Source organism: Janibacter sp. UYMM211, from assembly GCF_040547045.1.
Taxonomy (GTDB): Bacteria; Actinomycetota; Actinomycetes; order Actinomycetales; family Dermatophilaceae; genus Marihabitans; species Marihabitans melonis.
Genome location: NZ_JBEPOY010000004.1, coordinates 212,929 through 235,285 on the forward strand (window position 1 = coordinate 212,929; position 22,357 = coordinate 235,285).

The 22,357-nt window shown below is 73.1% G+C and carries 21 protein-coding genes; 13 read left to right on the forward strand and 8 right to left on the reverse strand.

Annotated features, from left to right (window positions below):
- Nucleotides 1-80 precede the first annotated feature (80 nt).
- The 4 genes from ABIB53_RS12200 to ABIB53_RS12215 all read left to right on the forward strand — a co-directional run bounded on the left by ABIB53_RS12200 (nucleotide 81) and on the right by ABIB53_RS12215 (nucleotide 4,287).
- Nucleotides 81-1,403 carry a sensor histidine kinase gene (locus tag ABIB53_RS12200; RefSeq protein ID WP_354588356.1) on the forward strand — a complete coding sequence of 441 codons (1,323 nt, stop codon included), beginning with the start codon at nucleotides 81-83 and terminating at the stop codon, nucleotides 1,401-1,403.
- Nucleotides 1,404-1,480: 77 nt separating this feature from the next.
- A complete protein-coding gene (locus tag ABIB53_RS12205) occupies nucleotides 1,481-2,080 on the forward strand; it encodes a response regulator (RefSeq protein ID WP_502914649.1) in 600 nt (199 codons plus the stop codon).
- A gap of 90 nt (nucleotides 2,081-2,170) precedes the next feature.
- Nucleotides 2,171-3,121, forward strand: a complete 951-nt coding sequence (locus ABIB53_RS12210; RefSeq protein WP_354588358.1) for an ABC transporter ATP-binding protein — start codon at nucleotides 2,171-2,173, stop codon at nucleotides 3,119-3,121.
- The gene (locus ABIB53_RS12215) at nucleotides 3,118-4,287 is read left to right on the forward strand and encodes an ABC transporter permease (RefSeq protein ID WP_354588359.1); all 1,170 of its coding nucleotides are present in this window, start codon (nucleotides 3,118-3,120) and stop codon (nucleotides 4,285-4,287) included. Before ABIB53_RS12210 ends, ABIB53_RS12215 begins: the two co-directional genes overlap by 4 nt.
- 91 nt (nucleotides 4,288-4,378) lie before the next feature.
- Here ABIB53_RS12215 and ABIB53_RS12220 read toward each other — a convergent pair whose 3' ends face one another.
- Both ABIB53_RS12220 and ABIB53_RS12225 read right to left on the reverse strand, forming a co-directional pair.
- Complete coding sequence (locus tag ABIB53_RS12220; RefSeq protein WP_354588360.1) at nucleotides 4,379-5,182, reverse strand: DUF6226 family protein; 804 nt, start codon at nucleotides 5,180-5,182, stop codon at nucleotides 4,379-4,381.
- A gap of 151 nt (nucleotides 5,183-5,333) precedes the next feature.
- Nucleotides 5,334-5,990, reverse strand: coding sequence for a DedA family protein (locus ABIB53_RS12225; protein ID WP_354588361.1), 657 nt, complete (start codon nucleotides 5,988-5,990; stop codon nucleotides 5,334-5,336).
- 143 nt (nucleotides 5,991-6,133) lie between these two features.
- On the opposite strand from ABIB53_RS12225, the gene ABIB53_RS12230 reads away from it, so the two are divergent.
- Nucleotides 6,134-6,781 carry a TrmH family RNA methyltransferase gene (locus ABIB53_RS12230; protein ID WP_354588362.1) on the forward strand — a complete coding sequence of 216 codons (648 nt, stop codon included), beginning with the start codon at nucleotides 6,134-6,136 and terminating at the stop codon, nucleotides 6,779-6,781.
- 65 nt (nucleotides 6,782-6,846) lie between these two features.
- Here the strand turns inward: ABIB53_RS12230 and putP are convergent, their stop codons facing one another.
- Nucleotides 6,847-8,355 (reverse strand): sodium/proline symporter PutP, encoded by a 1,509-nt coding sequence (gene putP, locus ABIB53_RS12235; protein WP_354588363.1) that lies wholly within the window; start codon nucleotides 8,353-8,355, stop codon nucleotides 6,847-6,849.
- 251 nt (nucleotides 8,356-8,606) lie between these two features.
- Between putP and ABIB53_RS12240 the strand changes: the two genes are divergently transcribed.
- Nucleotides 8,607-9,428, forward strand: a complete 822-nt coding sequence (locus tag ABIB53_RS12240) for a response regulator transcription factor (protein WP_252975429.1) — start codon at nucleotides 8,607-8,609, stop codon at nucleotides 9,426-9,428.
- A gap of 165 nt (nucleotides 9,429-9,593) precedes the next feature.
- Here ABIB53_RS12240 and ABIB53_RS12245 read toward each other — a convergent pair whose 3' ends face one another.
- Nucleotides 9,594-10,892 carry an acyltransferase family protein gene (locus tag ABIB53_RS12245; protein WP_354588364.1) on the reverse strand — a complete coding sequence of 433 codons (1,299 nt, stop codon included), beginning with the start codon at nucleotides 10,890-10,892 and terminating at the stop codon, nucleotides 9,594-9,596.
- Nucleotides 10,893-10,987: 95 nt separating this feature from the next.
- Here ABIB53_RS12245 and ABIB53_RS12250 point away from each other — a divergent pair, with 95 nt between their 5' ends.
- Nucleotides 10,988-11,608, forward strand: a complete 621-nt coding sequence (locus ABIB53_RS12250) for a LysE family translocator (RefSeq protein WP_191563555.1) — start codon at nucleotides 10,988-10,990, stop codon at nucleotides 11,606-11,608.
- Here the strand turns inward: ABIB53_RS12250 and ABIB53_RS12255 are convergent.
- Both ABIB53_RS12255 and ABIB53_RS12260 read right to left on the reverse strand, forming a co-directional pair.
- Nucleotides 11,568-13,046 carry a hypothetical protein gene (locus ABIB53_RS12255; RefSeq protein WP_354588365.1) on the reverse strand — a complete coding sequence of 493 codons (1,479 nt, stop codon included), beginning with the start codon at nucleotides 13,044-13,046 and terminating at the stop codon, nucleotides 11,568-11,570. The genes ABIB53_RS12250 and ABIB53_RS12255 overlap by 41 nt on opposite strands.
- Nucleotides 13,043-13,567 carry a SigE family RNA polymerase sigma factor gene (locus tag ABIB53_RS12260; RefSeq protein WP_201467874.1) on the reverse strand — a complete coding sequence of 175 codons (525 nt, stop codon included), beginning with the start codon at nucleotides 13,565-13,567 and terminating at the stop codon, nucleotides 13,043-13,045. Before ABIB53_RS12260 ends, ABIB53_RS12255 begins: the two co-directional genes overlap by 4 nt.
- Nucleotides 13,568-13,680: 113 nt before the next feature.
- Here ABIB53_RS12260 and ABIB53_RS12265 point away from each other — a divergent pair, with 113 nt between their 5' ends.
- The 5 genes from ABIB53_RS12265 (at nucleotide 13,681) to ABIB53_RS12285 (ending at nucleotide 18,277) form a co-directional block, all read left to right on the forward strand.
- Complete coding sequence (locus ABIB53_RS12265; RefSeq protein WP_354588366.1) at nucleotides 13,681-14,880, forward strand: aminotransferase class I/II-fold pyridoxal phosphate-dependent enzyme; 1,200 nt, start codon at nucleotides 13,681-13,683, stop codon at nucleotides 14,878-14,880.
- Nucleotides 14,881-14,988: 108 nt separating this feature from the next.
- The gene (locus tag ABIB53_RS12270) at nucleotides 14,989-15,615 is read left to right on the forward strand and encodes a hypothetical protein (protein ID WP_354588367.1); all 627 of its coding nucleotides are present in this window, start codon (nucleotides 14,989-14,991) and stop codon (nucleotides 15,613-15,615) included.
- A 115-nt stretch (nucleotides 15,616-15,730) separates the two neighbouring features.
- Nucleotides 15,731-16,765: a class II fructose-bisphosphate aldolase gene (fbaA, locus tag ABIB53_RS12275; protein ID WP_123093105.1), complete on the forward strand. Its 1,035-nt coding sequence runs from the start codon at nucleotides 15,731-15,733 to the stop codon at nucleotides 16,763-16,765.
- Nucleotide 16,766: 1 nt separating this feature from the next.
- Nucleotides 16,767-17,174, forward strand: coding sequence for a DUF3151 domain-containing protein (locus ABIB53_RS12280; protein ID WP_123093107.1), 408 nt, complete (start codon nucleotides 16,767-16,769; stop codon nucleotides 17,172-17,174).
- 317 nt (nucleotides 17,175-17,491) lie between these two features.
- Nucleotides 17,492-18,277 (forward strand): helix-turn-helix transcriptional regulator, encoded by a 786-nt coding sequence (locus tag ABIB53_RS12285; RefSeq protein ID WP_201467869.1) that lies wholly within the window; start codon nucleotides 17,492-17,494, stop codon nucleotides 18,275-18,277.
- Nucleotides 18,278-18,310: 33 nt separating this feature from the next.
- On the opposite strand, the gene ABIB53_RS12290 is transcribed toward ABIB53_RS12285, so the two are convergent.
- The gene (locus ABIB53_RS12290; protein WP_123093111.1) at nucleotides 18,311-19,600 is read right to left on the reverse strand and encodes an adenylosuccinate synthase; all 1,290 of its coding nucleotides are present in this window, start codon (nucleotides 19,598-19,600) and stop codon (nucleotides 18,311-18,313) included.
- 186 nt (nucleotides 19,601-19,786) lie between these two features.
- Between ABIB53_RS12290 and ABIB53_RS12295 the strand changes: the two genes are divergently transcribed.
- Nucleotides 19,787-19,966 (forward strand): DUF5302 domain-containing protein, encoded by a 180-nt coding sequence (locus ABIB53_RS12295; protein WP_068272198.1) that lies wholly within the window; start codon nucleotides 19,787-19,789, stop codon nucleotides 19,964-19,966.
- A 79-nt stretch (nucleotides 19,967-20,045) separates the two neighbouring features.
- Here the strand turns inward: ABIB53_RS12295 and ABIB53_RS12300 are convergent, their stop codons facing one another.
- Nucleotides 20,046-22,283, reverse strand: a complete 2,238-nt coding sequence (locus ABIB53_RS12300; RefSeq protein ID WP_229299862.1) for a HelD family protein — start codon at nucleotides 22,281-22,283, stop codon at nucleotides 20,046-20,048.
- Between the last annotated feature and the right edge of the window lie 74 nt (nucleotides 22,284-22,357).

Genomic DNA, 22,357 nt, shown 5'->3' on the forward strand with positions numbered 1-22,357 from the left:
CCGGCCTGCTGCCTCCCGTGCGCCGTGTCTCCGTCTCGCGACGGAGGCGCGGCGCACCTGCGCTCTCCTAGGGTGTCGGGGTGGTCCTCATCGACACCCTGCGCCGGTTCTTCGCGATCGACGACCCCTGGGAGCGCCCGGGGAGCGAGGTGACCCGTCAGGACGCGCTCATCACCGCGGGGACCGCCGTGCTCAGCCTGCTCACCGTCGAGCTCATGCGCGGGGTCGGGGTGCTCGAGGCCGTCGACCACCCCGTCTGGGTGCAGTGGCTCGTCACCGCCGGGCCCTGTCTGCTCCTGCTCGGCCGCCGCCGGTGGCCGCTCACGATGCTCGTCGTCGGCTCGGTGGCCTACTGGGCGATCGCGACCTTCGCCAGCCCGATGGCGAGCCTGCTGTCGACGCAGCTCGTCTACTTCGCCGTCGTCTACTCCGGTGTCGCCTACGCCCGCCGGCGCTCCGAGATGGTCCTCGTCGTCGGCGCCGTGCTCGTCGGGATGTTCGCCTGGCTGGTCTGGAGCCTCGCCGTGGGCAGCGCCGTCGACGACATGCTCGCCGGGAGCGACCCGGCCAACCGGTCGCGGGCGATCGTCGCCGGCATCGCGCTGACGACCCTCATCAACGTCGTCTACTTCGGCGGCGCCGTCCTCGTCGGCCAGAGCGCCTGGCGCAACCGCCGGCAGCGGGCCCGTCTCGAGGACCAGGCGAGCACGATCTCGGCGCAGTCCGAAGAGCTGAGCGAGCGCGCCGTCGTCGAGGAGCGGCTGCGCATCGCCCGCGAGCTGCACGACGTCGTCGCCCACCACGTCTCCGTCATCGGCGTCCAGGCGGCCGGCGCGCGGCGCGTGCTCCAGCGCGACCCGGTCGCCGCGACGGACGCCCTCGGGGTCATCGAGAGCTCGAGCCGCGAGGCGGTCACCCAGATGCGATCGCTGCTGCGCACCCTGCGCACGGCGACGCCGGTCGTCACCCAGGAGGAGCACCGCGGCCCGGAGCCGCACCTGGGCGACATCGCCCGGCTCGTCGCCGAGCGCGACGGGCCGGTGCTCCACGTCGAGCACGAGGTCGTGCTCGACTGCGAGGACGCCCTCGACGCCGTGCCGGCCGCGGTCGGGCACAGCATGTACCGCACCGCCCAGGAGGCGCTGACCAACGTCGCGAAGCACTCGACCGCCCGGACCGCCCGGGTCGTCGTGCGGGTGCGGACCCGGTCGGGCTCCCCCTTCGCCGAGGTCGAGGTGACCGACGACGGTCGCGCCCGCGCCGGGAGCACCGGCTCCGGCCTGGGCCACATGGGCATCCGTGAGCGGGCCGGCCTCCTCGGCGGCACGGTCGAGGTCGGGCCGCGGGCGACCGGCGGCTACCGTGTGCGGCTCAGGGTCCCGCTCGAAGGGGGAGACGCGTGAGCGAGCAGGCGACGCCGGAGGCACCGCTGCGGCTCCTCCTCGTCGACGACCAGCGCCTCATCCGGGCCGGCTTCGCGATGATGCTCGGCGTCGAGCCCGACATCGAGGTCGTCGGCGAGGCCGGCGACGGAGCCGAGGCGGTCGAGCGGGCCGCCCAGCTGCGCCCCGACCTCGTCCTCATGGACGTCCAGATGCCCGGCATGGACGGCATCGCCGCGACCCGCGAGATCGTGCGGCAGGGCCTCGGGCAGGTCGTCGTCCTCACGACCTTCGACCGCGACGACTACCTCTTCGACGCGCTGCGGGCGGGGGCGAGCGGCTTCCTGCTGAAGAACGCCGAGGCCGAGCAGCTCGTCGACGCCGTGCGGGCCGTCGGCCGCGGCCACTCCCTCCTCGCGCCGGAGGTCACCCGCCGCGTCATCAGCGCGATGGTGACGAGCGAGACGACCGAGGCCGCCTCGTCGGGCGACACCCCCGACCTCGGCGTGCTCACCGAGCGCGAGCGCGAGGTGCTCGTCGCGGTGGGGCGCGGGCTGTCGAACTCCGAGATCTCGCGCGAGCTCTACATCGGCGAGGCCACGGTGAAGACCCACGTGAGCAACGTCCTGGCCAAGCTGCAGCTGCGCGACCGGGTGCAGGCCGTCGTGCTCGCCCACCAGGCGGGCGTCGTCGGCTGAGCCCTCCCTCCTCAGGGGGAGGACGGGGCCGTCCCGGGTCACCCCCGCGGTGGATCCGCCGTGGCAGGGGGCCGACCTAGTGTCGTGGACATGGCTTCCACCCCTGACTCCATCAGCGTCGAGGGCCTCACGCGCCGCTTCGGCGACCGGGCCGTCGTCGACGACGTGAGCTTCACCGTCCCGGGCGGTCAGATGACCGGCTTCGTCGGCGGCAACGGCGCGGGCAAGACGACGACGATGCGCATGATCATGGGCGTCCTCGGCATCTCCGAGGGCACGGTGCGCTACGGCGAGCACGAGATCACGACCGCCGACCGCCGCCGCTTCGGGTACATGCCCGAGGAGCGCGGCCTCTACCCGAAGCAAAAGATCCTCGAGCAGCTCGTCTACCTCGCCACCCTCGGCGGGGCCGACAGGGCGGCGGCGACGACGGAGGCGAGCGAGCTGCTCGACCGCTTCGGGCTCCTCGACCGGGCCGGTGACACCGTCGAGAAGCTCTCGCTGGGCAACCAGCAGCGGGTGCAGATCATCGCCGCGGTGATGTCGCAGCCCGTCGCGCTCGTCCTCGACGAGCCCTTCAGCGGGCTGGACCCGCAGGCCGTCGACTCGATGGCCGACCTGCTGCGCGAGCACACCGCGCGCGGGGTGCCGGTGCTCTTCTCCAGCCACCAGCTCGACCTCGTCGAGCGCCTGTGCGACCGACTCGTCGTCCTCGCCCAGGGCCAGGTCCGGGCGCAGGGCACCTCGGCGGAGCTGCGCACCGGCGGGCCCGAGCGGTACCGCGTCACGCTCGGGTCGGACGCCGGCTGGGTCCGTGACCTGCCCGGCATCCACACGGTCGACGTGGACGGGCCGACGGCCCTCATCGAGCTCGATCCCGGCGGCGGTACAGGGGCCGCTGCCGGGGTCGACCCCACCTGGGCCGGGAGCGACCCGCGGGTCGACGCCCTCGTGCGGGCCGCGCTGGAGCGCGGCGGCGTGCGAGAGCTGACCCGCGTCGTCCCCGCCCTGTCCGACATCTACCGAGAGGTCACGGCATGAGCACCCGCACCGCCCCGTGGCGCCTCGTCGCCCAGCGCGAGGTCATGGTCAAGCTGAGGGACAAGTCCTTCATCCTCGGGACCCTCATGTCCCTCGCCCTCGTCGCCGGCCTCATGGGCTTCCAGGCCTGGCAGGCCGAGCGGCACCGCGACGTCACCCTCGTCGCGACGCCCGAGGCGACGTCGATGGCCCAGGCGGTCGCGAAGCCCGCCGAGGCGGACGACAAGCTGACGATCACGGTGCAGGACGAGCCCGACGCCGACGCGGCACGGGCGGCGCTGGAGTCCGGGGACGCCGACGGCTGGCTGCACGAGCAGGACGGCACGTGGACCCTCACCGCCTACGACGAGCAGGACGGCGCGCTGTCGAGCGCGGTCACCGAGGGTGTCGCCCAGCAGGTGCTCGCCGAGCGGGCCGAGGCGGCCGGCACGACGACCGCCGAGCTGACGAAGGGGAGCGAGGTCACCCAGACCCTGCTCAAGGGCGACGCCGAGCGGGCCGGTCTGGCGCAGGCCGTCGGCTTCGTCATGGCGATCCTCTTCTACTTCAGCGCGATGATGTTCGGCATGACGCTCGCGATGAGCGTCGTCGAGGAGAAGCAGTCGCGCATCGTCGAGATCATCGCGACGTCGATGCCGGTGACCCAGCTGCTCGCCGGCAAGATCCTCGGCAACTTCGTCCTCGCCGTCGGCCAGCTCGCGCTCTTCGTCGGGGTGGGCCTCGTCGGCCTCACGCTCACCGACCTCGGGTCGCTGCTGCCGTCGCTGTCCTCGGGCATCCTCTGGTACGTCGCCTTCTACCTCGCCGGCTTCGTCCTCGTCGCGACGCTCTTCGCGATGGCGGGGGCGCTGGCCAGCCGGGTCGAGGACGTCCAGTCGACGTCGACGCCGGTCACCCTGCTCATCATGGCGGTCTTCTTCTCCGGCATCTTCGCCACCGGCACGATCGCCTCGGTGCTGTCCTGGCTGCCGCCCTTCTCGGCGGTCCTCATGCCGATGCGGCTCGTCACCGGCCAGGCGCAGTGGTGGCAGGCCCTCGTCGCGCTCCTGCTCCTCCTCGCCCTCACCACCCTCGTCCTCGCGGTCGCCACCCGGATCTACCGCCGGGCGTTGCTCCAGACGAGCGGCAAGCTGGGCTACAAGGAGGCGTGGAACGCCGAGATCTGAGGCGGTCACCCCGTCGTCCGCCGAGGTATGGCAACGGGCCCCGATCCGGTGAGGATCGGGGCCCGTCTGCCATACCTCGGCGAGCCAGGGCTCAGGCGAAGGGGGCAGGACGACGCACCGGCCACGCCGGGTCCCACGGGGGCCCGGCGTGCTCGTGCGCCCCGCGCCCGAGCGCACGCCGACGCGCCCGGGTCTCGGGCCGCGCCCACGAGGCAGTGCGCGCGGAGCCCGCACTCGCGACCTGCTCCCGCTCGGCGGTGACCCGGACCCGCAGCGACCCGTCGACGACGGGCAGGACGGCCTCGTCGACCTCCTGCAGCAGCGCGGCCGAGCCGCTGTCGCACGCGTCGCACCCGCAGTCGGGGAGCAGGGCCAGCTCGACGGCGGGCGAGCCCGCCGCGACGACGACCGCCTCGGACCCGATCTGCCCCAGGACGAGGGGAAGTGCGCCGGCGCGCTGCGGACGGAGCACGACGACCCGGTCGAGCTCGAGGCGGGGGCGGAGCAGCCACCCGTCACCGCTGCTGGCTGCCTCCGACGGGCCGAGAGGCCGGGGCGGCGGGACCTCCTCGGGGTCCGCCAGGCCGCGGGCGACGAGCTCGTCGACCCAGGCCTGCACCCGCTCGCCGACGACGACATGACGCTCTGGGTGGCTGACCCGGGAATACTCCTCCTCGCGCGGCTCCGCGTGCTCGCCCGGGGCCGCGGGGTCCTCGTGCGGGTCCGCCCAGTCGGCGACGGTGCGGGCCGCGGCGAAGCGCGCCTCCACGGCGTCGAGCAGATCCAGGACGTGGGTGGGCAGGGCGGCGTCCTCGGGGAGCCACCGCCGGTCCTCGGCGCTCAGCGCCTCGAGCCCGGCGTTGTGCGCGTGCCACCACGGTCGGTCCACGGTCATCTGCCGACCCTCTCAGGCGTCGGGCGAGGGCGCCACGAGATATCGCCTCGCCCGGGCTGCCGCCACCACCCCTTCGTCCGCCGAGGTATGGCAACGGGCTCCGATCCGGTGGGGATCGGAGCCCGATTGCCATACCTCGGCGAGCCTGGGCTCAGCGGTCGGTGCCGGCCTCGAGGTCGACCTGGTCGTCCGGGTCGTGCGAGCGACGCCGCGAGCGGCGCACGAGGAAGCCGACCCACACGAGGAAGGTCACGATGATGAGGACGTAGACGACCTTGCTGATCGGGTCGATGTACTGCTCCACGAGGTGGTAGCGGCTGCCCAGCGCGTACCCGGCGCTGACGAGGGCGGTGTTCCACAGCGCGCTGCCTGCCAGGGTCATGAGGAAGAAGCGCCCCATCGGCATGCGGTCGACACCGGCGGGGATGGAGATGAGGCTGCGGATGCCGGGGATGAGCCGGCCGAAGAAGACCGCCTTGCTCCCGTGCCTGCTGAACCACACGTCGGCCTTGTCGACGTCCGAGACGTCGACGAGCGGCATCTTCTGGGCGACGAGGCGCAGCCGGTCCATCCCGACGACCGCGCCGATCGCGTACAGCAGGAGCGCGCCGGCGACCGAGCCGAGCGTGGCCCAGGCGATGGCCTCGACGATCGTGTACTCGCCGTTGGCGGCGGTGAACCCCGCGAGCGGCAGGACCACCTCGCTCGGGATCGGCGGGAAGACGTTCTCGAGGAAGATCGCCAGCGCGATCCCCGGACCGCCGACGGACTCCATGACCGAGAGGACCCAGTCGATGAGCTGTTGCATGCCGCCCTTCCCGCGGTTGGTGGCCGTCCCGGGCGGGACGGGCCGCGACCCAGGGTAGAGGTCCGGGCCTGGGAGAGCGCTGGACAGACCGCCGGGCGAGGGGGCGAAGGGGGACCCGCCCGCCCCGCGTAGGTTGGGCCCCCGTGAGCGAGGAGCGCGAGGTCGGGGTCGGTCCGTGGCAGGGCCCGTGGCCGCAGGACGACCGTCTCGACCCGGCCCTGCTCGAGGCGGGGGACCGGCGCAACGTCGTCGACCGCTACCGGTACTGGAGCCACGACGCGATCGTCGCCGACCTCGCGACGCGACGTCTGGGCTTCCACGTCGCCATCGAGAACTGGGAGCACGACTTCAACATCGGCTCCGTCGTGCGCACGGCGAACGCGCTGGGGGCCGCCGCCTTCCACGTCGTCGGGCGACGCCGGTGGAACAGGCGGGGCGCGATGGTCACCGACCGCTACCAGGTCGAGCACCACCACGCGGACGCCGAGGCGCTCCACGCGTGGGCGCAGACGGCGGGAGAGGGGGGCGCACCCCTTCGCCTCGTCGCCGTCGACAACGTGCCCGGCGCGGCGCCGCTGGAGACCTACGACCTGCCCCACGGGTGCGTCCTCGTCCTCGGGCAGGAGGGGCCGGGCATCACCGCGGAAATGCTCGCGGTGTGCGACGACGTCGTCGAGATCGGCCAGCACGGCTCGACCCGCTCGATGAACGCCGGGGCCGCCGCCGCGATCGTCATGCACGCGTGGGTGCGCCGCCACGTCCACGACCAGCGCCCCGTCGCCCCCGGCTGACGACCCCGTGACGCACGACGCCCTCCCCGGGTGACCCGGGGAGGGCGTCGTCATGAGGTCTGCGCTCAGACGGTGACGCGGGGGCGGTCGAGCTCGACCATCATCTGGTCGAACTCCTCGTCGACGCCCGGCTGGTCGGTCGCCGTGAGGCGGCTGACGACGACGGCGACGAGCAGCGCGGCGAGGAAGCCGGGGACGATCTCGTACATCTCGTCGGAGAGGGCGTCGATGTTGCCCCAGACGAAGACGACGACCGCGCCGGTGATCATGCCGGCGAGGGCGCCCATGGCGGTCAGGCGGCGCCAGTACAGCGACAGCAGGACGATCGGGCCGAAGGCGGCGCCGAAGCCGGCCCACGCGAAGGCCACGAGCTCGAGGATCGCCGAGTCGGAGTCGAGCGCGAGGACGAAGGCGACGAGCGCGACGGCGAGGACGCCGAGGCGGCCGTACGCGAGCAGGCGCTCGGGGCTGGCCTTGCGACCGGTGAGGTTGACGAGGTCCTCGACGAGGGCCGAGGAGCAGACGACGAGCTGGCTGCTCATCGTCGACATGATCGCGGCGAGCACCGCGGCCAGGACGAGACCGGCGATCAGCGGGTGGAAGAAGATCTGGCTCAGCAGGAGGAAGACCGTCTCCGGGTCCTCGATCGGCTTGGCGGGGTCGCCCGCGAAGTAGGCGATGCCGATGAGGGCGGTGCCGACGGCGCCGAGGGCGGTGATGACCATCCACGTCGTGCCGACGCGGCGGCCGATCTTGGCCTCGGCCGGGGTGCGCAGCGCCATGAAGCGCACGATGATGTGCGGCTGCCCGAAGTAGCCCAGGCCCCACGCCGCGGTGGAGATGATCCCGACGACCCACGCGATCGCGCCGCCGTCGATGCCGGTGAAGAGGTTGAAGGCGTCGGGGTTGACGCTCTCGGCCTGCGCGACGACGTCACCGAGGTCGCCGAGCTTGACGAGGGCGACGACGGGCACCGCGACGAGGGCGGCGAACATCAGCAGGCCCTGGGCGACGTCGGTGAGGGTGGCGCCGAGGAAGCCGCCGAAGAGCGTGTAGGCGAGGGTGATGACTGCGACGAGGACCATCCCGCTGAGGTAGCTCCAGCCGAAGGAGCTCTCGAAGAACTTGCCGGCGGCGACCATGCCCGAGGACACGTAGAAGGTGAAGAAGACGAGGATGACGAGGGCGGCGACGACGCGCAGCAGCCGCGTCGTGTCGCGCGTGCGGCGCTCGAAGAAGCTCGGGATCGTGATCGAGTCACCGGCGATCTCGGTGTAGGCGCGCAGCCGGGGCGCGACGAAGGTCCAGTTGAGGTAGGCGCCGATGGTCAGGCCGATGGCGATCCACGCCTCGATGAGACCCGAGGTGTAGATGGCTCCGGGCAGACCCATGAGCAGCCAGCCGGACATGTCCGAGGCGTTCGCGGACAGGGCCGCGACCGAGGGGCGCAGCCCGCGCTCGGCGAGCATGTAGCCGTCGATGTTCCGCGTGCGGGTGTAGGCGTAGTAGCCGATGCTCAGCATCGCGGCGAAGTAGATCGCGATGGCGATGAGCTGGTATGTCGTCTCTGACACGAGGTCGTGCCCTTCTGGTGTGTGGCGTGGCCGTCGCAGGGGATCGCGGCGGGTGGCACCCTACCCACGACTCCCCTTATCACACCAAACCGCCCGAAGGGGGAGATAGGTGACGAACTCGCGGCGACCCCTTCGCGACCTCTCGGTGGACGGGATCGCGGGTGGCGCACGCGGTCACGGGTCGCACGCCGGTGGGATGCTGGGCGGAGGCGGGCCGCGGAGGGGTGGCCCCGGCCCGGAGGGGGCCGTCGATGGTGGCCGACCCGTACGCCCGTCGCGCCGCGCTGGTGCGCGAGACCGCTGAGATCGCCCACGCCGTCGTCGACGGCGACGACGTCGGGCCCGACCTCCTGGCTCTGCTCGCGCGACACGTCGGCGCCGACACGACGACCCTGTCGGTCGACCTCGGTCTCGACCTCGTGCACCCGGTGCCGCGGGTCCTCGTGCACGGCGACGACCTCACCGAGGTCGAGCGTGCGCGGTGGCGGGAGCTGCTCCCGACCCACCCCTACGCCCGGTACCTCGCGAGTCGGCCGACCCTGACCACCCGGATGACCCAATGCGTCGTGCCTGAGGACGTCTGGGGGTCGCAGGTCTACGAGGAGCTGCTCGCACCACGCGGGATGCGCTACCAGGCAGCCGCGACGCTCGGGAGCGGGCCGACGACGATGACGCTGGTGTGCCTGTGGCGCGAGACCCACGACTTCGACGACGCGGCGCTCGAGGTCGTCGAGGGGGTGCGGGCCGCCGTGCACGACGCCGTGCTCCTGCGCCGCCGCCTCGTCGGCCTCGCCGACCCGGCGCAGCCGCGCTCGGACTGGTCGGGCGGGCCGGACGAGGTGCGGCTGACCCCGCGCCAGCTCGAGGTCGTCGTCCTCGTCGCCCGAGGGCTGACGAACGCGCAGATCGGTCGCAGGCTGTCGATCTCGGAGCGCACCGTGCGCAAGCACGTCGAGGACCTCTTCGAGCGGGTCGGGTGCGCGAGCCGCTCGCAGCTCGCGGCGTGGTGGAGCCGAGGTGGCGCATTCGCCACCTCGACCGATCCTCCTGCGGCGCCGATCCTGGAGCCCTGACCGTGTGGGCGAGCACAGGGGGCTCACTCGTGCGGCCAGGGCAGGCGACGAGGGCATGACCGCGGAGGGGTTCGACGGCCGGCCGACGCCGTACCGCCGCGCGCGCCGGTGCCGTCACACGACGGCACCGGCGCCTCTGCGTGGTCTGCCCGGGTCGCGGTCGGCTCAGATCCCGGCCCGCCGGCGAAGGGGGATCACCCGCGTCGCGACGAGCCCGGCGACGGGCAGCAAGGGCCACACCCACTGGACGCCGCCGTCACCGACGATGCCCGACCTCGCCATGACGGCGAGCCCGCCGCAGACGGCCACCGTCGCGAGCAGCGGCTGCCACGTGCGCGGCGCCGGTCGGGTCTCGGCGGGAGGGTTCTCGAGCCGGCCGAGGCAGGCGACGAGGGCGAAGGTGACCGCGGCGAGCACGACGAGCCACACCGGACGGGTCTGCCACCACTGCGCCGTGCCCGGCTCGATGCCCATCCCCGGCCCGCCGAGGAGCACGCCGACCCCGACGACGACGACCATCGCCGTGAGGTGCCACAGGTAGAGCGTCATGATCCGGGCGTTGACCGCGACCGTCGCCGTCCACGGCCCGCGACGCTGCAGCCAGCGCTGCAGCGGGGCCTCGGCGAGCAGGGCGAGCCCGATCTGGGCCATGCCGAGCAGAGCCATCGTGATGCGCGTCGGGTAGGAGTTCTCGACCTCGCCGCCGATGCCGATCATCGACAGCGGGTAGGGCCCGAGCGCGACGAGGGTCGTCACGCCGACGAGCCCCACGAGCGAGAGGCCGAGCCGGCGGCCGGTGCCGTCGAGGCGCCCGTCGCGCCAGGCGTAGCCGAGCTGGTGCACCGTCGCCCAGACGACGAGGTAGTTGACGAAGCCGACGAGCACCTGACCGGTGCTGATCGAGACGTAGTCGACGAGCCCGCCGAGGGCCAGGCCGCCGAGCACGCTCCACCAGCCGAGGCGCTCCCACAGCCGCAGGGTCACCGGGGTGACGGCGACGACGAGGACGTAGGCCGCGAGGAACCACGTCGGCACGAGCGCCGTCTGCGACGCGGTGCGCAGCAGGTCGGCGGGCACCCCGGCGGCGTGCGCGACGCTCACCATGACGAGCCAGGTGAGGAGCAGGGGCACGACCGGGGTCATGAGGCGGCGCAGCCGGGCCCGCTGCCACCCGGCCCAGGTCGCCCCCTTCGCCCGCGCGGAGCGCCACGACGTGGCGTTCGCGTAGCCGCCGACGAGGAAGAAGAGGGGCATGACCTGGAATACCCAGGTGAGCCCTTGGAGGACCGGCGCCCGCTCGAGGGTGTTGACGAGGCTGACGTCGCCGTCGCGGACGACGACCGCTGCCATGAGCCAGTGACCGAGGACGACGACCGTGATGGCGACGGCCCGGTAGAGATCGACGACCCGGTTGCGGGTCTGCGGCGTCGCCTCGACGAGGCGGCTGACGGTGTGCGTGGTCATGCCGTCGAGCCTGGCGAAGGGGGACCCGCCCCCGCCTGAGTCCGAATACCTGACATCTCTGGTGCGGCGGGCTCGGGCGGCCCTACGCTCCGTCGGTGAGCCAGTACCTGTCCTTCGTCGCCTTCGCCGCTCTCGTCGCCCTCGCGCCGGGGCCCGACACCTTCCTCACCCTGCGCAACACCGTCGTCGGCGGTCGGGGTCGGGGGACGTGGACGGCGATCGGCATCTGCCTCGCCGGCACCGTGCAGGGGCTGCTCGCCGCCGCCGGTCTCGGCGCGGTCATCGCGCACGCCGAGCCGGTCTTCGAGGCGATCCGCTGGGCAGGCGTCGCCTACCTCGTCTACCTCGGCTCGGTCGCGATCCGCGCGGCCCTGCGCCGCGGCGAGGGCTGGCAGGTCGAGGGGCTGCGCCCGCGCGCCCGCCGGCCGTGGCGCGAGCTGCGCTCGGGCTTCCTCAGCAACATCACCAACCCCAAGGTGCTGATGTTCAACCTCGCCGTGCTCCCGCAGTTCGTCGGCGCGCACGCCTCGGCGCTCACCTTCGCCATCTACGCGATGACCCTCGTCGCGCTCGGGGCGGTCGTCCTGCTCGGCGTCGTCCTCGCCGCCGACCGGGCGAAGGGGGCGCTGCAGCGCTCCCGGGTGCGCCGCGGCGTCGACGGCGGCACCGGTGTCGTCATGCTCGGCTTCGCCGGCGCTCTCGCCACGGAGGCCTGACCGCCCAGGTGCTGTCGCGCAGCATCCACCACAGGACCAGGGCCGCCCCGGCGACGCCGAGCGCGGTCCACCACGGGTGCCAGATGACCCACAGGTCCCAGGTGCCGAGGAGCGAGCTGCTCGCCCGACCCCGCGCGTAGACCTCCTCGGCGACGACCATGTCGGAGGTGCGCAGGGACGGATCGACGACCGTGCGCACGTCGTCCGTGCCGCCCTCGAAGGAGAAGGACCCCGCGACGACCCGAGTCCCGTCGACGTCGCCGACGGCGAGCATGCCGCCGCCGGGCGAGTAGAGGCGACGGTCCGTGAACTCGCCGCCGGCGCCGGGGCAGCAGGCGACCGCGCTGGGCGAGCGGTCCGGTCGGTCGACATCGGTGTACAAGGTCCAGGTCGGGTCATCCCCGACGAGGCCGAGTACGGCAAGGGCGCCCTGGTGCACGGTGACGTCGCCAGGCGCGATGTACGAGCCGTCGACGTAGGTCAGGAGATGGTCGTTCGCCGGCTGACGGGGGAGGTGCTCGAGCCGACCGGTGCGCACGTCGAGCTCGCTGGGGTACAGGCTCCTACGCTGCGCATGGGTCACGAGCAGGACGGTGCCGTCGTCCCTCCAGCCGGCGAGGTACAACGACGCCACGCTCCTCGGTCGGTTCGGGCTGGTCGCCCGGTCGACCTGGGCGACGACACGACCCGCGGCGGTGACGACGGCGACGCCCTCTCCCTTCGCGCTCGTCCGGATCGCGACGTGCTTGCCGTCAGGGCTCCACACGACGTTCTGCGGCTCGTCGTTCAGGCCGATCGCCCTGCCGTCGACGACGTGGTGCTGGCCTGAGCGGAGGTCGTGGACGTGCAGGACGTAGGTGCTGTCCCTCGTCGACGAGCGCGTGAGCACCGTCGCGGTGTGACGGACGGCGGCGATCTTCGTCCCGTCGGGGGAGAGCGCGACGGGATCGAGGATCTCGCTGGCCTGGTCGGGCCGGAGGTCCCCGGCGGGGATGACGTCGTCGAGGCTGCGCAGCTCGCCGCTCGGCAGCACGGCCTGCCAAGAGCTCCCGCCGTTGACCACCGGGTAGCCGATCGGGGCGTCGTCCGCCGCGGCGGCCTCGTCGTCCACACCCACCGAGATGAGCCCCGCCACCGGGCCGGAGCGCAGGGGCAGCTGGGGCGGGTCGGCCTGGAAGCGGACCCGCTCGGGGTACCCGACCGGCCCGGTCGGCGTCGCCGGCAGGGTGTCGACCCGCGACACCCCGCCGAAGGAGACCCACGCGAGGAGCACGGTGACCGCGGCCGCGGCGAGCAGCGCGACCGAGCGGCGGCTGAGCGAGCGACGACGCTCCACCCGCGCCGTGGACCAGGCGCTCTCGGCGAGCCCGCCCGGCACGTCCTCGGGCGCGATGTCGTCGGCGAGCTCGGCGAGCGCGTCGTGCAGCGAGGTGCTCATCGCCGCACCTCCTCACGGTCGAAGGTCTGCGCCAGCTCGGGCGCGAGCGTGCGCAGCCGGGCGAGGGCGTGCCGGGTCTGCGACTTCACGGTGCTCGTCGAGCAGCCGAGCACCCGCGCGGTCTCGACCTCGGTGTGCTGCTCGTAGAAGCGCAGCACGAGCACGGCCCGCTGCCGCGGGGTTAGCCGGGCGAGCGCGTCAGCGAGGGTGAGCCGGGCAGCGGCCTCGGAGTACGCGTCGCCCTCGAGCGGGGTGTGCTCGCTCGGCTCGCCGACGACGCGCGGGCGCACCGCGCGCCGTCGCCAGCCGTCGATCGCGCGGGTGTGCAGGGCCGTGCGGACGTAGGCCTCGGGGTTGCCCTCGCGGGCCACGCGTCGCCAGTGCCGGGCAAGGGCGACGAGCGCCTCCTGCAGCAGGTCCTCGGCGTCGGCGCGGTCGCCCGTCAGCAGGTAGGCCGTGCGCAGCAGCGCCGTCGACCGCTCGCGGACGAAGGCGGTGAACGCCTCCTGGTCCTGCTCCATCGACACCCCTTCGCCCCTGACCCGGTCACCCTCTCACCGGGTCAGACGCACGGCACCTCGATCCGGGTGGATGCCGCGGCCGCCGGACCTGCGCGACGGGGGAGGATGGCCCCATGTCGAGGCCGTCACCGTCGCGCCGCAGCCAGGTCACCCCCTTCGAGGTCATGGAGGTCCTCGCCCGGGTCGCCCGGATGCGCGAGGAGGGGCGTGACGTCATCTCGCTGTGCGCCGGTGAGCCGGCCGGGGGTGCGCCGACCGCCGTGTCGCGGGCCGCCGCCGCGATCCACGAGTCGCGCGAGCCCCTCACGTACACACCGGCGCTCGGCCTGACAGAGCTGCGCAGCGCCATCGCCCAGCACTACCGCGACTGGTACGGGCTGGACCTGCCGGCCGAGCGGGTCGCGGTGACGACAGGGAGCTCGGGGGCCTTCGTGCTGACCTTCCTCGCCGCCTTCGACCAGGGCGACCGGGTCGCGCTCGCCCGACCGGGCTACCCGGCCTACCGCAACATCCTCAGCGGGCTCGGCTGCGAGGTCGTCGACCTCGACTGCGGTCCGGAGGTGCGCTACCAGCCGACCGTCGAGCAGCTCGCCGAGGTGCACGCCCGTCAGCCGCTCGCCGGGCTCGTCCTCGCCTCGCCGGCGAACCCGACGGGCACGATGATCGGCCGCGCCGAGCTCACCGCGATCGCCCGGTGGTGCACCGAGCACGGGGTGCGGCTCGTCAGCGACGAGATCTACCACGGCATCACCTACCCCGAGCCGGGTGCGCCCGACCCCCGCGGCGTGTGCGCGCTCGAGGTCGACGACGACGCGGTCGTCATCAGCTCCTTCAGCAAGTACTGGGGGATGACCGGGTGGCGGCTGGGCTGGGCCGTCATGCCGCACGACCTCGTCGGTCCGGTCGACGCGCTCGCCGGCAACATCGCCCTGTGCCCGCCCGCACCGGCGCAGATGGCCGCGCTCAGCGCGCTCACCGACGAGGCGCTGCTGGAGTGCGAGGAGGCGGTGGCCGGCTTCGCCCGCACCCGCGAGGTGCTGCTCGAGCTGGCGCCGCGGCTGGGCTGGGGCGAGGCGGCCCCGGCCGACGGCGCCTTCTACTACTACGCCGACCTCGGACCGCAGCTGGAGCGCTGGCCCGACTCCGCCGCCTACGCCGCGGCGCTGCTCGAGGCGACCGGGGTCGCCGTCACCCCGGGCGGTGACTTCGACGAGCGCGCCGGCGACCGGCACGTGCGGCTCAGCCTCGCGGCGGGCCCTGAGGCGGTCGCCGAGGCTCTCGAGCGCATCGTGGCCTGGCAGGCCGGTCTCTGAGGCGCTTCTGGTCGCGCCGTGACGAGCGCCCGCCGGGCAGGTCGAGAGCTCGCGCCCCGGCTCGTCTACGGTGACCCGGCCACCCCCGACGTCACCAGGAGCCCCTTCGTGATCACCACGTCCTCGACCCGTGCGGCGACCGCCCTCGCCGCCGTCGCTCTCCTTGCCGGCTGCGGCGGGGGCGACGCGCAGGACGCCGGGTCCTCCCGGCCCCCCGCGTCGTCGTCCTCGTCGGCGACCGCCGCGCCGGGCAGCCCGACCGTGCCGCTCGACGCCCCGGGCGACGACCTGCTCGGCGAGGCCCGCTCCGGCGTCACGCTCGAGGGTGCGGCCTCGAGCATCAGCTGGCGCCTGCCCGCGGACTGCTACGAGGCGACGAAGCCCTCGAGCGCGCGGTGCGACGACGACGGCACCGCCTTCCAGCTCGTCGTCGGCGGCAAGCCCGGCATGGACCTCGTCGAGAGCGAGCTGGACTACCGCGAGCTCGCCGAGGAGGACTCGACCGTCCAGCAGACGACGGTCGACGTCGCCGGTCGCACCTTCACCGTGCTCGTCGACGACGGCGGCGGCGACGAGGGCGACACGGGGATCATGACCTTCCTCCACCAGCCCGAGGGCTCGCCCGACACCTTCGCCGTCGTCATGCTCACCGAGGCGCCGGTCTCCGACCTGCCCTCCACGCGGGTCGACGAGCTCTACCAGGTGCTGGGCTCGCTCGAGCTCGAGCCGGCCTGACCCGGGCCCGCCGGGTCCCCCCTTCGGGCAGCTGACGGGCAGGGGAGCGGCGTGGCAGGGCGACGTGGAAGGATCGTGGGCAGGACCACACATCGCTGACAAGGAGCACGACGCCATGCCCATCGCCACCCCTGAGGTCTACCGGGACATGCTCGACCGCGCGAAGGCAGGCTCCTTCGCGTACCCGGCCATCAACGTCACGTCCAGCCAGACCCTCAACGCCGCGATCCGCGGCTTCGCCGAGGCCGGCTCGGACGGCATCGTCCAGGTCTCCACCGGCGGCGCGGAGTACCTCTCCGGCCCGACGGTCAAGGACATGGTCACCGGCTCGCTCGCGCTCGCCGCCTACGCCCGTGAGGTCGCGAAGAACTACGACGTCAACATCGCCCTGCACACCGACCACTGCCCGAAGGACAAGCTCGACGGCTTCGTGCGCCCGCTGCTCGCCGCGAGCCAGGAGCACAAGGACACCTTCGGCACCCCGATCTTCCAGTCGCACATGTGGGACGGCTCGGCCGTGCCGCTCGAGGAGAACCTCGAGATCGCCCAGGAGCTGCTCGCGCTCGCCGCAGCGGCCGACATCATCCTCGAGGTCGAGATCGGTGTCGTCGGCGGCGAGGAGGACGGCGTCGCCAACGAGATCAACGACCAGCTCTACACGACCCCCGAGGACGCCCTCGCGACCGTCGAGGCGCTCGGTCTCGGCGAGCAGGGCCGGTACATGGCCGCGCTGACCTTCGGCAACGTCCACGGCGTGTACAAGCCGGGCAACGTCAAGCTGCGCCCCGAGATCCTCAAGCAGTGCCAGGACGCGATCGTCGCGAAGTACGGGTCCGACAAGGGCGAGCGCCCGCTCGACCTCGTCTTCCACGGCGGCTCCGGCTCGACGGCCCAGGAGATCTCCGACGCCGTCGACTTCGGCGTCGTGAAGATGAACGTCGACACCGACACCCAGTACGCCTTCACCCGGCCGGTCGTCGGCTACATGATGAAGAACTACGAAGGCGTGCTCAAGGTCGACGGCGAGGTCGGCAACAAGAAGCAGTACGACCCCCGTGCCTGGGGCAAGGAGGCCGAGGCCGCGATGGCCGCGCGCATCGTCACCGCGTGCGAGAACCTTCGCTCCGCCGGCACCTCCGTCAAGGCCTGACGTGGCGGGCGAGAACCTCCTGGGCATCCCGGAGACCTACCTGCCCGAGGACCCTGCCGCCGGGCTGCTCGCCGACGGCGCGCCCGCGGCCGACGTCGCCGCGGCGCACCCGACGTCCTCGCTGGCCTGGGCCGTCCTCGCCGAGGAGGCCCTCGACGACGGCCACCGGGTCGAGGCCTACGCCTACGCCCGCACCGGGTACCACCGCGCCCTCGACTCGCTGCGGCGCAGCGGCTGGCGCGGTCAGGGACCCGTCCCGTGGAGCCACGAGCCCAACCGCGGCTTCCTGCGCGCGCTGGCCGCGCTCACCCGGGCCGCCGACGCCATCGGCGAGGTCGACGAGGAGGAGCGCTGCCGCACCTTCCTCTCCGACAGCTCCCCCGAGGCAGCCCGCGAGCTGCTCGGCTGAGCCGACCGGAGAGCAGCGCGAAGGGGGACCCCGGTGGGGTCCCCCTTCGTCGTGCCGGGGGCTCAGTACAGCCCCGGGACGCAGCAAGGGGCCCGGCCCGGTCGATGACGACCGGAGCCGGGCCCCGGGGCCCGCGCCACCCCCTGTGGACACGGGTCCTGCTGGTACACGCCACCCCCTGTGGACATGTACCGGAGCCACACCGTCTGCAGAAGTCCCCTGATCCGCAACCGGTGATGTGCTCCCGATGAGTTGTATTGTGCACGACTTCTCGCCTGACGCACCCCGCTTTTCGGCATCGAGATGACACTGGCACTATGATGACAGATGTGCCCGGCATCGGCCCCCGTTCCCCGTTGCAGCGCCTGGAGTCCATGCTCGCCTCCGAGCTCGAGCGGCTCGGCCGACGACGTGACGAGCTGGCCGACCTCGGTGACGCGCTCCTCGCGCTGCGCAGCCAGGTCGCGACGGAGGACTCTCCTGTGCGCCTGGGCGTCGAGGTGCTCGAGCAGCCCGTCGCCGCGCCGGTCCTCGGACGGATCGCGATGTCGGTCGGGCAGGTCGACAGCGTCTTCCTCGACGGCGAGGTGGGTGCGGTGACCGACGTCGAGCACGCGAGCCACGCGCTCGACCGGGCCCGGGACGGCCAGCGTCAGCGCACGATCTACACGCGGGCCGTCATCGACGTGGCCGACAGCACCCGCCGGCTCGACGCCCTGCGCAACGCCGGGCAGGAGCAGCACGTCGTCGAGACCTTCGAGCACGAGTTCGCGATCTTCGGCGACGAGGTCGTGGTGACCCCCTCGACGTGGGGCGACCCCGGCTCGGCCTACCTCGTCATCCGCAACCCCGTGCTCATCGGGGCCTTCCAGGGCTGGTTCGACCACGTGTGGAGCGCGACACCGGCGCGCGACCACGGCGCACCGGTCGACCAGCGCATCGTCGAGCTGCTCGCGCTCGGCTACAAGGACGAGGCCATCGCCCGCCACCTGGGGGTCGCGCTGCGCACCGTGCGTCGGCGGGTGGCCGGCCTCATGGACGACTACCAGGTGCACACCCGCTTCCAGCTCGGGGCGGCCCTGGCGCACGACGACCGCGCCTGACGCCCGCCGCGTCGTGGGGCGGGCGCCCGGCGGTCAGCTGTCGAGCAGGGGGTGGCGCTGGATGATCTCGTCGCGGGCCGGCCCGACGCCGATCGCCGAGACGCGGGCACCGATGAGCTCCTCGACGCGCAGCACGTAGTCCTGCGCCGCCTGGGGCAGCTCCTCGAAGGTGCGGCACCCGCTGATGTCCTCCCACCAGCCCGGCATCGTCTCGTAGATGGGCGTCGCGTGGTGGAAGTCGCTCTGGCTCACCGGCATCTCGTCGTGCCGCACGCCGTCGACGTCGTAGGCCACGCAGATCGGCACCTGCTCCAGGCCCGTGAGGACGTCGAGCTTGGTGACGACGAAGTCGGTGACGCCGTTGATCCGCGTCGCGTACCGCCCGATGACGGTGTCGACCCAGCCGCAGCGGCGCGGGCGCCCGGTCGTCGTGCCGTACTCGTGCCCGGTCTTGCGCAGGAACTCGCCGTCGTCGTCGAAGAGCTCGGTGGGGAAGGGGCCCTCGCCGACGCGGGTCGTGTACGCCTTGAGGATCGCGATGACGCGGCTGACGCGGGTCGGGGGGATGCCCGACCCGGTGCACGCGCCGCCAGCCGTCGCCGAGGAGGAGGTGACGAAGGGGTAGGTGCCGTGGTCGATGTCGAGCAGGGTCGCCTGCCCGGCCTCGAGCAGGACGTTCTGGCCGGCGTCGAGCGCCTTCTCGAGCTCGAGGGTCGTGTCGCCGACCATCGGCGCGAGGCGGTCGGCGTAGGAGCGCAGCTCCTCGACGACGCGGTCCACCTCGGCGCCACGGGTGTTGTAGACCTTGACGAGCACCTGGTTCTTCAGCGCGAGCGCGGCCTCGACCTTCTGGCGCAGGATCGACTCGTCGAAGATGTCCTGCACGCGGATGCCGGTGCGGTTCATCTTGTCGGCGTAGGTCGGGCCGATGCCGCGGCCGGTCGTGCCGATCTTGCGGGACCCGAGGAAGCGCTCGGTCACCTTGTCGAGGGTGCGGTTGTACGGCGCGATGACGTGCGCGTTGGCGCTGATCCGCAGCTTGCTCACGTCGACGCCACGGGCGGTGAGGCCCTCGAGCTCCTCGAAGAGGACGGCGAGGTCGACGACGACGCCGTTGCCGATGACCGGCGTGCAGTTCGGCGACAGGATGCCCGAGGGCAGCAGGTGCAGGGCGTACTTCTCGCCGTCGATGACCACGGTGTGGCCGGCGTTGTTGCCGCCGTTGAACTTCACGACGTAATCGACGTCGCGGCCCATGAGATCGGTGGCCTTGCCCTTGCCCTCGTCGCCCCACTGGGCTCCGACCAGCACGATCGCCGGCATGTGTACTCCTCGTGGCCCTGCGGCCCTCGTCGGTGGTGGGTGCCCGTCGCGGCCGTCGGCCGCGCGACCCCGTCACTGTACCGGCGGGCCCGATACTGCGTTGCGCCCGGCGGCCGTGGCTGGGAGCGTGGTCGCTCCGGGCGGCACGCGCCGTCGCGGCAACCCCGACACGAGGAGGTGGTGCGCATGAGCAAGCACGAGAGCGCCCCCGAGGACGTCAAGGAGAAGTTCCGGCAGGCGCTGGAGCGCAAGCAGGCCCATGCGGGCCGGGACGTCTCGGCAGAGGGAGGGCACGGCAAGGTCGAGTCCTCCCACGGCCCGGAGACCTCCGGCTCCCAGCAGATGTTCCGCCGCAAGTCCGGCTGAGCGCACCCGGAGGGGGCGGCCCGTCGTCACGCACCGGGTCGCCCCCTTCGTCGCGCCCGGGCGGAGGGGGACCCCCAGGTCAGGCGGTCGGGCGCAGCACGCTCATCCGGTGGGCGGCGCGAGTGAGCGCCACGTAGAGCACGCGCGCGCCGCCGGGGGACTCCGCGACGATCGCGTCGGGGTCGACGACGACCGTGGCGTCCCACTCGAGGCCCTTCGTCGACATCGGGTCGAGGACGACGACCCGGCCGCTCTCGTGCGCGACGAGCGGTGCGACCCGCTCGAGGTGACGGGCGGGGGCGATGACCGCGACCGAGCCGTCGACCTCGTCGACGAGCGCGTCGACGGCGGCGCGGGCGGCCGCGTCGACCGAGGGGGCGGAGGTGTCGAGGGCGTCGCCGAAGCGGGTCTCGACCGGCTCGACCCCGGTCTCGCGGACGGCGTCGGGGATGTCCGCGTCGGGGACGACGGGCAGGATGACGTCGCGCGCGTAGTCGAAGATCTCGCGGGCGTTGCGGTAGTTCGTGCTCATGTGGAAGCGACGCCGCTCGTTGCTGCCGAAGGCGTCCTCGCGCGCCGCCTCGGCCTCGCGGGCGTCGGCCCACGAGGCCTGGGCGGCGTCGCCGACGACGGTCCACGACGCGCGTCGACCACGACGCCCGACCATGCGCCACTGCATCGGCGAGAGGTCCTGCGCCTCGTCGACGAGGACGTGGGCGTAGGAGCCGGGGCGGCCCACCCGTCCGGTGAGGAGGCGCTCGCGGGCCAACGTCGGGGTCACGTGGCTCTCGACGTCGCGGACGCGGACCGCCGAGCCCATCGTCGTCAGCTCGCGCTCGGCCGCACGGCCGTCGAGCTCGTCGATCTCGTAGAAGCCGCGCTCCTCGTCGGCGGCCTCCTCGACCTGGCCGAGGCGCACGGCGAGCTCATCGACGACGGCGACGTCGGCCACCGACCACGTGCCGAGCTCGAGCGCCTCGCGCATCGAGTGGGCCAGCGCCGCGGCGTCGCCCTGGGAGAGCACGCCCTGGGTGATCCGGTAGGCCCGCTCCGTGTCGGCGAGCCACAGCAGGGCCTGGCGCGGGTCGACCTGGGGCCACCACGCCTCCATGAAGGAGTCGACGGCGATGGACTCGTCGAAGGCGTCGAGGAACTCGTCGCGCTCGCCCTCGCGGTGGCTGGCCCACGCGGCCTCGGCGAGCATCTCTCGGGCGGCCTTCGTGCCCTGGTTGCGGGTCCGGTCGCGCAGGACGCGACGGCGGATCGACGCGAGGGCGTCGGCGCCGATGCGGATGGCGATGCCGCCGACGAAGGTGCGCAGCTCGGTGGGGGCGTCGGGGACCGGCTCTTGGAGCAGGCGGGCGACGACGGTGCGCATCCGCAGCGAGCCCTTGATCGCGGCGACCTCGGGGGTGTCGAGGCGCTCGGTGCCGATGGCGTCGACGAGGTCGCCGAGGGCCCGCAGGGCCACGGAGTCCTCGCCGAGCGAGGGCAGCACCCGCTCGATGTACGCCGTGTAGGCGGCCGACGGGCCGACGACGAGGATGCCACCGCTCTCGTAGCGCCGGCGGTCGTTGTAGAGCAGGTAGGCCGCGCGGTGCAGGGCGACGACGGTCTTGCCGGTGCCGGGACCGCCGGTGATCTCGGTGACGCCCCGGTCGCTGGCGCGGATCGCCTCGTCCTGGTGGGCCTGGATTGTCGCGACGATGTCGCGCATCCGCGTGCCGCGGGCCCGGGTCAGGGCCGCGAGCAGCGCGCCGTCACCGACGACGACGATGTCCTCGGGCGCCTCGGGGACCATGAGGTCGTCCTCGACGCCGACGACCGTGTCGTCCTTCGAGCGCAGCACCCGGCGGCGGATGACCCCGTGGTTGGCGACGGGGGTCGCGCGGTAGAAGGGGGAGGCGGCCGGGGCGCGCCAGTCGATGACGAGCGGCTCGTACTCGTCGTCGCGCACGCCGAGGCGGCCGACGTAGCGGATCTCGCGGTCGGCCGGGGCCATGGCGTCGCCGTGGTCGATGTCGAGCCGGCCGAAGACGAGGCCCTCGTGCTGGTGCTCGAGCGTGGCCAGGCGCCGGGCCGCCTGGTAGACGAGCGCGTCGCGCTCGAAGAGGCCCGACATCTCCTCGTCGCGCACGTCGCCCGTGCGATCGGTGCGACCGCGCGACATGCCGTCGGTGGCGACGAGACCGGCGCGGGTCTCGGCCTTGACGAGCTCGTCGCGGACCCGGTCGAGGTGGGCCTGCTCGGTCGCGATCTCGGTCGCGACGTGCGGCGGGACGTCGGTGGTGGAGGGGCGAAGGGAGCCGTCGGTCACGTCTGCTGCTCTACCTGTCTCACGTGTGTCGCGCGGCGGCGACCTGGGCAGCCATCAAGTCTAGACGCCGGCAC